16 protein-coding genes are annotated in these 11186 nt (G+C 43.3%); 1 reads left to right on the top strand and 15 read right to left on the bottom strand.

The window, feature by feature from the left end; translation table 11 throughout:
- Positions 1-101 precede the first annotated feature (101 nt).
- From P855_RS21580 to P855_RS21575, 7 genes are all read right to left on the bottom strand, one after another.
- Entirely contained in the window at positions 102-644 is a 543-nt protein-coding gene (locus tag P855_RS21580) for a hypothetical protein (protein WP_051353257.1), read from the bottom strand.
- A gap of 80 nt (positions 645-724) precedes the next feature.
- A complete protein-coding gene (locus P855_RS0116025; RefSeq protein ID WP_028784522.1) occupies positions 725-1066 on the bottom strand; it encodes a YolD-like family protein in 342 nt (113 codons plus the stop codon).
- Positions 1067-1167: 101 nt separating this feature from the next.
- Positions 1168-2232 carry a sensor histidine kinase gene (locus P855_RS0116020; protein ID WP_037986355.1) on the bottom strand — a complete coding sequence of 355 codons (1065 nt, stop codon included), beginning with the start codon at positions 2230-2232 and terminating at the stop codon, positions 1168-1170.
- Positions 2233-2248: 16 nt separating this feature from the next.
- The gene (locus tag P855_RS0116015) at positions 2249-2935 is read right to left on the bottom strand and encodes a response regulator transcription factor (RefSeq protein ID WP_028784520.1); all 687 of its coding nucleotides are present in this window, start codon (positions 2933-2935) and stop codon (positions 2249-2251) included.
- A gap of 29 nt (positions 2936-2964) precedes the next feature.
- The gene (locus P855_RS0116010) at positions 2965-3567 is read right to left on the bottom strand and encodes a peroxiredoxin family protein (RefSeq protein WP_028784519.1); all 603 of its coding nucleotides are present in this window, start codon (positions 3565-3567) and stop codon (positions 2965-2967) included.
- A 28-nt stretch (positions 3568-3595) separates the two neighbouring features.
- The gene (locus P855_RS0116005) at positions 3596-4333 is read right to left on the bottom strand and encodes a cytochrome c biogenesis CcdA family protein (RefSeq protein WP_028784518.1); all 738 of its coding nucleotides are present in this window, start codon (positions 4331-4333) and stop codon (positions 3596-3598) included.
- Complete coding sequence (locus P855_RS21575) at positions 4330-4998, bottom strand: hypothetical protein (RefSeq protein ID WP_051353255.1); 669 nt, start codon at positions 4996-4998, stop codon at positions 4330-4332. Before P855_RS21575 ends, P855_RS0116005 begins: the two co-directional genes overlap by 4 nt.
- 200 nt (positions 4999-5198) lie before the next feature.
- Between P855_RS21575 and P855_RS0115995 the strand changes: the two genes are divergently transcribed.
- Entirely contained in the window at positions 5199-5777 is a 579-nt protein-coding gene (locus P855_RS0115995) for a YkoP family protein (RefSeq protein ID WP_028784517.1), read from the top strand.
- A 45-nt stretch (positions 5778-5822) separates the two neighbouring features.
- Here the strand turns inward: P855_RS0115995 and P855_RS0115990 are convergent, their stop codons facing one another.
- The 8 genes from P855_RS0115990 to spoVAC form a co-directional block, all read right to left on the bottom strand.
- Entirely contained in the window at positions 5823-6626 is an 804-nt protein-coding gene (locus P855_RS0115990; RefSeq protein WP_037986142.1) for a metallophosphoesterase, read from the bottom strand.
- A 74-nt stretch (positions 6627-6700) separates the two neighbouring features.
- Entirely contained in the window at positions 6701-7177 is a 477-nt protein-coding gene (locus P855_RS0115985) for a hypothetical protein (protein ID WP_028784515.1), read from the bottom strand.
- Between the two features lie 8 nt (positions 7178-7185).
- Entirely contained in the window at positions 7186-8184 is a 999-nt protein-coding gene (locus P855_RS0115980; protein WP_051353254.1) for a DUF3231 family protein, read from the bottom strand.
- A gap of 66 nt (positions 8185-8250) precedes the next feature.
- Positions 8251-9111, bottom strand: a complete 861-nt coding sequence (locus P855_RS0115975; protein WP_028784513.1) for a DUF421 domain-containing protein — start codon at positions 9109-9111, stop codon at positions 8251-8253.
- Between the two features lie 19 nt (positions 9112-9130).
- On the bottom strand, positions 9131-9337 hold the full coding sequence (locus tag P855_RS0115970) for a DUF1657 domain-containing protein (RefSeq protein ID WP_028784512.1): 207 nt from the start codon (positions 9335-9337) through the stop codon (positions 9131-9133).
- 12 nt (positions 9338-9349) lie between these two features.
- Positions 9350-9700 carry a stage V sporulation protein AE gene (gene spoVAE, locus P855_RS0115965; RefSeq protein WP_028784511.1) on the bottom strand — a complete coding sequence of 117 codons (351 nt, stop codon included), beginning with the start codon at positions 9698-9700 and terminating at the stop codon, positions 9350-9352.
- Positions 9697-10701: a stage V sporulation protein AD gene (gene spoVAD, locus P855_RS0115960; RefSeq protein WP_028784510.1), complete on the bottom strand. Its 1005-nt coding sequence runs from the start codon at positions 10699-10701 to the stop codon at positions 9697-9699. The genes spoVAE and spoVAD overlap by 4 nt, the downstream gene beginning before the upstream one ends.
- Positions 10701-11180: a stage V sporulation protein AC gene (gene spoVAC, locus P855_RS0115955; RefSeq protein ID WP_028784509.1), complete on the bottom strand. Its 480-nt coding sequence runs from the start codon at positions 11178-11180 to the stop codon at positions 10701-10703. The genes spoVAD and spoVAC overlap by 1 nt, the downstream gene beginning before the upstream one ends.
- Between the last annotated feature and the right edge of the window lie 6 nt (positions 11181-11186).

Genomic DNA, 11186 nt, shown 5'->3' with positions numbered 1-11186 from the left:
ATTTTTACTTTAAGAAAGTTTAACTTTGTTAAAGGATTAAAGTATAAGAAAATACTAAGGCTTTCGCCATAAGTACTTGGCGACAAGCCAAGTTTTTCTAATCAGCCATTGCCCAGTGTCTCTGTCACATCCCAGACTTCTCTATAGTTGGAAAAATCATTGATGGCTATATCGAGGTCATGAAAGTAACGATGTGCCTGTTTTACATTGCTCTTATCTTTTGACCCATTCACTATCTTTTCTAAATAACTGGACACTGCGTCCATATCCGCCTGCAGAGTCGGAGGGTCTTCGAAGGTCTGGCTTTTGATATAAGCTAAAAAGCGGCTTGCTTGTTCGCTTTGTGCCTTCCAGTCCACTCCATCATCCAGTTCTCCATATCCCGTCGTATCATTATAAAAGCTATGGGCTCTGGAAATTAAATCTCCGGCATCTTTAAAGGTGGTTTTGCTTGCCTCCACGTCGTTACTTGAGGCAGCCCGGGAATTTTCTTCGGGTTCACCGGCCTCCGTGGCGGCTTTATTCTTTGTCTCGTCACTCTCACTGATATCGGTAAATATCAATACGCCAAAAAAGCCAAGCGCACCTGCCAACAATATAAGTAAGATGGTCATTAAGCCTTTAAAACTGAATAGTCTGCCCATGTCAATCTCCTTTATTAAGCTATTATCACCAAGCTTAATATAAGCAGCATAACATTTCAATTATTTTCCTTTTCGACTTTTTAATGAATGGTGATATCGACAATATCGTTCAATTTCACTGTGAACGTGTGTTTAGTCGCTTCTTCTGTCCCATGAAGCTCTTTCCGGACAGAACAAATCGAATTGATTTTACACCGGCGCCGTTCATGATCAAAACCATTATGATAAGTCAGTTCGACTGTCAGGTTGTCATTCCATGCGCGTTGCAGGAGAAAATCGATTTCCACTGCTTTTTGTTCATCCATGATGCCTTTTTCTACCCGTTCGTCCTCTTTCCATAATTCTTTCACTAACTGTACATGCTCGGGCAGCATCAATGATGTCCATTTAATGGTTCCACGATCTTTATTATACTTATCCATCCTGCACCCTCCCGTCTTTCGAACGTTTGTTCTCATTATATATAATTATAACGGCAGGGTAAAGCTTATTTCACAGAATTCCAATAATTGACGTTATCTCCTTAAATTCGCTTTGGAAGTGGAAGTGTAAAATAAAAAGTATGGTAAAAGCCATCTGTGGCCAACTGAAGCGTGCCTTTATGCTGATCGATGATTTCTTTGCTGATCGCAAGCCCGAGCCCGCTCCCTCCTGTCTCCCGGCTTCGCGAAGCCTCAATACGATAGAAGCGTTCAAAAATGGCTGATTGGTTTTCTTCGGAGATAAAGGAGCCTGGACCTGAAACAGCCAGCCTGTATTCCGATTCCAAACGTTCGCCTGTGATTTCAATAGCTCCCTTGCCCTGGTAGTATTGGATAGCATTTTGTAACAGGTTGGTCAATACCTGCTGGATGCCTTCCCGGTGTATGAACAGCCAGCCATCATCCAGTTGGCACACCACATCGATCTGTTGATTGGAAAGTTCCCATTCAAATAAATTCACACCATTAGCTGCTAATTCCTTTATGTCTACCATTTCCCGCTTTGGATAGGGCTGCTCGCCAAGGCTGTCCCATTCCTTCACTTGATGAAGCTGCTGCATCATGTTAGTGATACGTTTCGCCTCAAGATGCAGAGATCGGTATAATTCCGGCGATCCTTCAATCACCCCTTTACTCAGGCCTTCCAGATAGCCATTAATATTGGAAAGCGGGGTACGTAGTTCATGTGCCATATCCGTCAGCATTTTATTTCGAGTCTGTTCATTTTCCCGCAACAAAATGATCAGCTCATTATAATGCTCCACAAGCTGACCGATTTCATCCTTGCTATTTGTCTCCAGCACGGCAGGATAGCTGCCATCTTTCAGGCTTTTCATCGACCGGGTCAATTCGGTGATCGGCTTCATCATCCGCTTCATCATAAAGTAATGCATCAGACTGCCAGCGACAATCGCAATAAAGCTGGATATCCATAAATACTGAAACAATGTCGAGTTGAAGCTTAACTGGCGCGCCGTTCCGACATCTGTAATTCTGTCCACCAGGAAACAAGCGCTCTGATAAACAGCAACACCACTTAAGAGGATAAATAACGAAATGATGATAATATTGGTGATGGTCAGTCTCCAGAGCAATTGTGTGGCCATTTTTTCCCGCCAGGACTTAATTTTCTGCCACAAATTTATACCCCATTCCTCTTACCGTGATAATCCGCTCAGGTTTCGCAGGATTCTCCTCAATTTTTCTCCTAAGCTTTTTCACATGGACGTCGATGGTTCTTTCAAAAATGTCATTATCCTCATAAGGATTGATATGATTAAGGAGGTGTTCCCGGGAAAATACGATGTTGGGATTCTCCATGAATACATAGAGCAGATTGAATTCGTAGTTCGTTAAATGGAGTGATTCCCCATTCAAGGTGACTTCCCCTTTACGCGGCTTAATACTCAACCCCCTATAAGTGATTTTCTGGCAATGCAGGCCGGTTCGGCGTAATACCGCTTCGACATGGGCGACCAGCTCTTCCGGGCTGAACGGTTTCGTTATATAATCGTCTGCCCCCATTTTAAGACCGGCAATCTTATCTTCGGTACGTGCTTTCGCCGATAACATGATGATAGAAACTTCTCGCGGTGCTTGACTTTTTACCCAACTACAAAATGCTTCCCCGCTTACTTTGGGAAGCATCAAGTCTAAAATGATCAGGCAGGGATCGTGGGAAAGATACATGCCCTTCGCTTTCTCCCCATCCTCCGCCTTCACAACGTCATAACCCGCTTTCTCTAAATAGATGGTTACCAAATCCATAATCATCGGGTCGTCTTCTACCACTAAAATTTTTTGCTTTATCATATAATCACCATCATTTATGATCGAAGTTAATCCATTTGTTCATATTGCTGAAGCATCAGATCATAATTCATTGCTCCTAAAGCGACATACTGAATATAGCCCTCCGAGTCGATAAAGTAGGATGTCGGAATCGGTTTTATTTGATATTGGTTGGCAACTGCGGCATTTTCATCCATCAGAATCGGAAAGGTCAACCCAAACTCTTCTACAAACTTTCCAACATCATCACGGGAGCTTTCTGTTTGAGTCAAGTTAATAGCAAGTATCTCGATATCCTTGTTTTCATAGAACTTTTGCATATCCGGCATTTCTGCACGGCATGGCGGACACCAGGTTGCCCAGAAGTTGAGCATTACCTTTTTCCCACGGTAATCGGAAAGCTTTACGGTTTCACCTTCCATGGTCTTCAGTTCAAAATCAGGGGCTTTCTGCCCTTTCTCAAGGCCAACTTCCCCTCCACCTGAAGCGGCTTCTTTTTCCGCAGCTGTGTCCTCTTCAGGGCCATCCCCTGCTACTCTCATCTGCGGCTCTTTTTCTCCGTTATCAGCGCTTTCTTTGTCACCTAGCATATCATATATCGCCCAGCCCAGCATAGCTATGACGATTCCGATCACAATTCCTTTTTTCATGCCTCACAACCGCCTCCTTTTACATATATTATCCCAGGTTTCCTAACCATGTATCCTGTACTAAACGCAGTAGTATGTTTGATAGCCGTGTCATCTGTCCGGTATATAACATCACACCCATGAGAATCATGACTGCACCGCCTACTTTCATTATCTTTTCACTATACCGGAGCACCCAGCGGGCAGAACCCAGGAAGAACGAAAACAATAAGAACGGAAGCGCGAATCCCAGTACATACATGATCGTGTAGATAAGCCCCTGAGTTGGGTCTGTAGCTGCCAGCACAAGAATTGAAGCAAAGATTGGGCCGATACAAGGTGTCCATCCTGCAGCAAATCCCATTCCGACGAAAGCAGTACCAAGGAGTCCTGCCGGTTTCTGTGTACTTCGCAGGCGTTTATCTTTCATCAGCCATTTGAAACTGATCCAGCCGCCAACGAACAAGCCCATCAATATGATGAATACACCTGCAATCCGCTGGATCAATAGACCGGATTGTCCGGACAACAGTCCTTGGATGTAACTTCCCAGAAAGGAAGCACCAATGCCTAACGCAATGAAAATCGATGATACTCCAATAAGAAAAAATATTGAATGCAATAATATGTTGGTCCGTACTTTAGCATCTTTCTTATCCTGAATTTCCTTCACGCTCATTCCTGTTATGTACGATAGATAAGCAGGGAGCAGGGGTAAGGTACATGGCGATAAGAATGATATCGCTCCTGCACCGAAAGCAAGCCAGATTGTTACATCAGAAGTCATGTGATGACCACCTTCCGTCTAGTCAATATTTCGATTATTACAGCGGCTGCAATAAGAGCCAATAAAAACCAGCTATCCACGATCACTCCAAATAATATTGGAAATGGAGTAATAAAAGCAAGCAGCCATTTACTCAAGAGCCATGCCACCCAAATATAAATGACATCGCTGATTTTAAGGACATGGAATGCGAACAACAATACAAACACACTCAAAACAACAAGTTCGAGGATAATAGAAAAATCCATTCCATTTTGCAGCACCAAGGCATCCAGGAATGTTTTTAACAAAAGTGCCGGTAGAAAAACCATCAATCCGCTGAATAACAATTCCCTGCCATCCAGCTTTCTTTTTCGCAATAAAGACATGGCGTGGACAAAGGTGAGTACTGCAGCTAAGTAATACTCATTCCTTCCACTGGGATAGGCCAATATTGCCGGCGGGTCCTGGATAAACAGCGAAAAATGAAAAACAACCTTCCCAAAAAAGTACGTAAACACAAACGTCAGCAATAGCGAAAACAGGCTATCTTCCATCTGCTTCTGCTTTTCTTTCGCAAAGCGGGAATAGTAACGGTAAAACATGCCCCCTGCTATTATACTGATAATCGTGATGATCCATGAACTTTTTATAATGAGTGGTCCAACTACCCATGCTGATGGCATAACATTCTTCCTTTTTAATGAAATATCATGATACAAGTAATTATAAAATACATTTGTTAACGGTTTATGAACAAAACACAAAAGCGTCGATCGGCATACAAATTCATATCAGCCTCGAAAATCACCGCAATTTCCCACCAATAAAATCGCTGGAAACACCAAACACTAAGGTTTGTCATATTATGAGGAGGTGTTTACCAGTGAGACGATATATCGTTGGTCTCTGGACACTATTTGATCCGGTTTACTACCGGATTGCCCGGTTGCGGTACATCAAACCAGGCAATACAAACATCCATAATATTTTCCGTGTCCGAATCGCAGATTATAAAGGAGATATGGTTATCCTTAAAGATGGCACTCGTATTCAAAAGTATGATAAAGTATTGAAAATCCATTTGCACAATATCCGTCTCATTAATGAAATGCGGAACATGGATAATGAAGTCCATAAAGCTTTGCACATTTATAGATGCGTGCGGGAATCTTTGCCCGAGCTTGCCGATTATCTCCATCAACATCAGCAGAACAGCAAAATCACCGGTGTCATGGGGATTACCGCGATACACAAAGGATGTCACCGGCTTGGATTTGAAACAGCCGCCATCACTAACCCTTTGTACCGTTTCATGAAATTTTTTTCCTTCATCTTAATCAGTACTCTGTGTATGCATCCTCCATCTCTAGGATACCTGAAAACCCACCAGCCTAACTATATTTTTATCTCAAAAGAACAATTACAACACAGATATCTTAACAAAATAGACACAAATCAATGAAAAGAGCTAAGGCATTAATTATCCTCAGCTCTTTTTTTTAAGCGACTATTCTGCTATTTGATGCATCGTGACTTCGGGACGGCTTCCCACCCGGATATTCAGACCTGTCTGTCCAAGGCCTTCACTAATATAAAAGGATCTTCCATTATGTTTATGAAGGCCTTTGATCATGTTCATCCGTGGAAGCTTCCCCATTTTCACCAGATGATAAGCTTTTGGATATAGAATCTGACCGCCGTGGAAATGACCGGATAATAAATAATCAAAATGATAGTCGTCCATTTCCAGTACGACATTCGGGTCATGTGTCAAAACAAGGTTATATCCGTTATCAATGCCATTATAGGAAGTTTTCAAGTCACTGTGGCCCGTACTATAGTTATCGATGCCAATGATGTTGATTTTACGTCCTTTTATCAAAATGGATTCGTTGGCATTCTGCAATACTTTGCACTGATAATCTTCGAGGGTCTGTTTCAACCGCTTGAAATTATGCGGGCGCAACACATAATCATGATTGCCGAACACCGCGTAGATACCGTGCTTCGGCTTCAACTCGTTTAGAACTTCCAGATACGGGGCGAGCTTTGGGATGGTCCATTTCCGATCAAGAAAATCACCAGTCAAGGCAATCATATCGTAAGGTTGTTGTTTCAGTTTTTCATAGAGTTGAGCGGGGTTGATGGATATATTTTCTAAATGAAGGTCAGATATATGCAATATATGAAGAGGAACAGCTGTGCTGTCTGATTTTACTTTTACTTTATTAATTTGTACTTCCTGTGTGTTTTTATATGCCATATAACCGCCAGCCAAAAGCAGTGGCAATAATAATGCGAACCAAATCATGGCCTCCACCTCCTTTCCTTATTATACAAGGAATAAGATGATGGAGGATTAGCAATTGATGGATAGGTTACCACCTAGCTGCTGTTGGCGGCCATGACGCGAAGCAGAATCGCCCGTAATAAAAAACCTATCACGAGCCCTGGAATGACAAACAGCATCGGCAGCCAGACAGGGCCGAATAAAATGCCGAACAGCTTTACTTTAGTCGAACAGATCAGCCCTACCGTTACAAAATAGGCAGAAAACACGAATGGCAAGAAAGAAAGCTTCGGTGGTTCGGCAACATGGGCATCTTTGTAGGCATCCCAGATGGTGAACAGGTAAAGACAAGGATAAAACATCAGCCATTGAAAATTCGCAACTTCAATCGCTTTATCAATTTCGCCAAGGAAGCTGTAGATTATAGCTGTGTTGAACTTACTATACAAATTGACGATGACCTCTAACACAATAAAAAAAATTCCTTTTACAAGCTGACGGTTCAGCAATTGCCCAAATCCCGGAAAAGCGATACTCCATAGCAAGACTTCCAGCGGCGAATGTCTCATCATAGACCCCGTCAGCTTGAAGAATGCGTGACTAGTTCATTTCGATCGGGCGCTTGGGGGGGTTCTTCTAACCATCCATGTTTGATCATCAAGTCTAAACCGTCTTTTGCATATAAAGCCACTTCCACCGAGAGTCGTTGATAGGTAAGTACTAAATCATAACGCATACTTGCCGTAGAGGCAGCTGAGTAATTCCCCTGACCGGTCGTACTGAGTACGCTCATCAAAAAGACGATCAAGCGATCAGAAAATGTCTGTGTAGTAGAATTGGTGATCAAGCTGTTCGATCCCATCGGCGGGTGAATTTCCGAAGCATCTAATATATGAGAAAAAGTCTGGATATGTTTGGAGGAAATATTCTCACCTTTTTTCATATAAGCTACGATTTCTTTCGAGGTCGTCGTCTGGGCAAAAGCGGCACATATCGCTTCACCAAGCACGTTGGTTTTTATATTTTCGAATAAATGACTGATTTCTATGGTATTGAGCGAACGTTTGTTAAATGGACTCAAATATTTTTTCCCTTCCACATATTCGATTTCTTTCTGAACATCGATTTGAGGAGGCCGCACGTAGACCCCTTTTTCCAGACCAACATCTGCCGCCCGGTTGAACAGCTCTGTCGTTTCGGTAACACATCTGGTAAAAAACTGACGGACATCTTCCCGCGACGATGCACTTAAGGAAGCACCATATGCAAGCATACCTGATTTTCCCATATTACCCAGGAATATTAAAATGAAGGCGTCAGTAAACAATTTGGGAGCCTCCATATTGACATCCTTTTCGTTAAATCCATCAGGAATCAATAGCTCTTCTTCTTTAAAGATGGCTTTCATATCTTCAATTACACCAGAAGAGAAATCTTCTGCATATTTGACAACGGATTTAATTTCTTCATCTTCAACAGTTTCACGAAAATAGCGTAACATTTGTATAGTCATGGTGTTTTGGACATATTGCGTCCATAGCATTCCAATTTCACTCGCAGTAAGCTTTACGGCTGGCAATGGCAACAACTCCTTTACTTCTGTTTTGCTTAGCTTATCCTATTAGCTGTGGTTTATGACGTCTCCCTACCCTTTTAAATGAGGGGAGAGGACATCCATGGATTCCTGAAGTCTTTTGGCATTTTCAGCATATAGACGCTTCGCTTGTTCCGATTCGGTAGCTAATGCAAACAGTTCCAGGTCCGCCTGGCATTTTTTCATATTAGCCAGGATCAACAGCTTATCCTGCGGCTTTGGCACTTCTATTTTATCGTCATACAAATCAATGGTCAGCTGACCAGAGGAGTCTACCTGTCCGAGAAATACATTCTCAATGGTAACGTTCTGTTTCGCTAATTCCATTTTCAACCACCCCCGACTTTTCCCGGAAGAAGCGAGTTTTTCATCAAAAATCTCCCCATCCATAATGATGGTGTGGGGCTCTTTTTCATTAATACTGGGTAAATCTAAATCCTTTCTGGTCAGCGGTCGATTGTCCTTCTTCAGCAGGACGCTTAATTTGCCATCTGCTTCGAGAACTGCATATTCCACTTCATCCACTTTAAAAACGTCTCTTCCCCTTAACAACTGTAAAAGTTCATCCGTCGTGTACTTCTCTTTCTTTAAATTATCTTCGAGGATCTTGCCATCTTTGATCAGTACGGTTCCTTTTCCTTCGACTACATCTCGGATAGTTTTACTGTGGAGGGAGAGGATTTCAACCAGAAATGGAAGAACCGCGAAAATAGCGACTCCAATGATCCCATGCCATATGTTATTTTCCAGTCCCATCATGACTTCCGCTGCAATACTACCGATGGTGATGCCTGAAACGTATTCAAAAAATGAAAGCTCTGATAACTGTTTCTTTCCTAGTATCTTCGTTGTCAGAAAAAGCACAAAGAGAAATAACACACCCCTTACTACCACTTCCAACCATCCTGGCACGTTACATCACTCCTTGGGTTTAAAACCCCTTATACTGCTCTTCTTCCCGTTCTACTTCGCCAATCCGCTTCATCAAATCCTGCTTGATTTCTTCGATGACCATCATTTGTCGATGGTAGAGCCGTTGCTCATCTTCTGCGTTCGTATGGATGGCAAGCGAAGATAACCCCGCTTCGATACTTTTGATTGTGGCAAGACATTGTTTGATATCTGCACCTACTGTCATATCAGCTGCTCCTTATCCTTTTGGCTTGAAAATGAGGGCTGCCAGGGTGCCGAAAATAATGGCAGCCGAAATACCGGCACTCGTCACCTCAAACATTCCCGTCACTACTCCAACAAGCCCATGTTGTTGCGCTTCTTCCATCGCTCCATGAACCAGGGCGTTTCCAAAGCTTGTGATTGGGATGGTCGCCCCTGCTCCGGCAAAATCAATCAATGGCTCGTATAAACCAAACCCATCCAAAATAGCTCCCGCTACCACTAATGTACTTAACGTATGAGCAGGGGTGAGTTTGAAAACATCGAACATAATTTGACCGATCACACAGACAATTCCTCCCACTACAAACGCCCAGAAAAAAATCATGACTTCCCACCCCCATATTCAATCGAAACTGCATGGGCAATACATGGTATGGTTTCGCCTTGTTGAAAGGTAAGCGGAGATAACAGGGCACCGGTAGCCACTACCAGAATCCGCTTCAATTCCCCTCTTTTCATCCGGTTCAATAGATGCCCATAGGTAACGACAGCGGAGCACCCTGCCCCGCTTGCTCCTGCCAGCACTGGCTGTTCCTCCTTGTAAATCATCAGCCCGCAATCCTGAAATTTTTCCTCCGGAATATCTGTTCCGTGTTTTTTCATCAAGTCAAAGGCTGTTTCACGGCCGATATGTCCGAGATCGCCTGTGGCAATTAAATCGTAATAGGAGGAATCGATGTTACGGTCACGGAAATGGGTTTCTATCGTATCAACAGCTGCAGGAGCCATTGCTCCTCCCATATTCATCGGATCGGTCAGACCCATATCGACAACTTTCCCTATGGTAGCGGAAGTGACCACGGGACCTTCCCCCTGAGCCATTACTACCGAGACCCCCGCTCCTGTCACCGTCCATTGGGAAGTCGGCGGTTTTTGCGCCCCGTATTCTGTTGGATAGCGAAATTGTTTTTCAACAGCAGCATTATGACTGGCGGAACCGGTAACAATGCATTTCGCCCCGCCATTATTGATAATGAAAGCACTTAATGCAAGTCCTTCCATGGAAGTTGAACAGGCGCCGAACAAACCAAAATAACCTGCACCAATTGTTTTTGCTGTGAAACTTGTCGGGGTAATCTGATTGATCAAATCCCCTCCAATGAAAAAGTCGACCTGCTCCTTGCTGATCCCGGCCTTTTCTGCTGCTCTCAATGACGCTTCCTCAAACAGCACTTTATGTGCTTTTTCATAGGTATCTTCATTCAGCCACAGATCACCATGCAATAGATCAAAATCATCTGCCAGATTCCCGTTTGCTTCAAAAGGACCGCCGACAGTACCGGTTGCTACGATCACCGGCCGTTTTTCAAACTCCCAAGTACGCATCACAAAGCCCCCCACTGGATTAGCAGGGTTTTAATCAAGGCGATGATAAAGGCAGCGAATACCCCCGACATAATAACAGAGCCCGCTAATTTGAACATGTTACCGCCTACTCCCAAAATGAGCCCTTCACTTCGATGCTCAATAGCCGCTGAGATGACCGCATTCCCAAATCCTGTGACCGGAACAGCTGTACCAGCACCCCCGAATTGCGCTAAACGGTCATATACTCCAAAACCTGTCAACAGCATAGCGATGAAGACCATAACAGCTACTGTAGGGTTCCCTGCCGTCTGCTCCGTGAAATCAAAATTATAGATAAAAAAAGTCTGGATGAACTGTCCAATCAAACAAATCAATCCCCCGACAAAAAAAGCCTTGATACAGTTTTTAACTACAGGCCTTTTAACTTCACGCTGTGCTTGAAATTTTTGATATTCTTGTTGAGCAGGAGTAAGATTCTTTTTCTTCTTGTTGGACATGCTGCC

Origin of the sequence: Thalassobacillus devorans MSP14 (assembly GCF_000496835.1) — a bacterium.
Taxonomy (GTDB): Bacteria; Bacillota; Bacilli; order Bacillales; family Halobacillaceae; genus Thalassobacillus; species Thalassobacillus devorans_B.
This window is presented reverse-complemented; position numbering and strand designations above follow the sequence as displayed.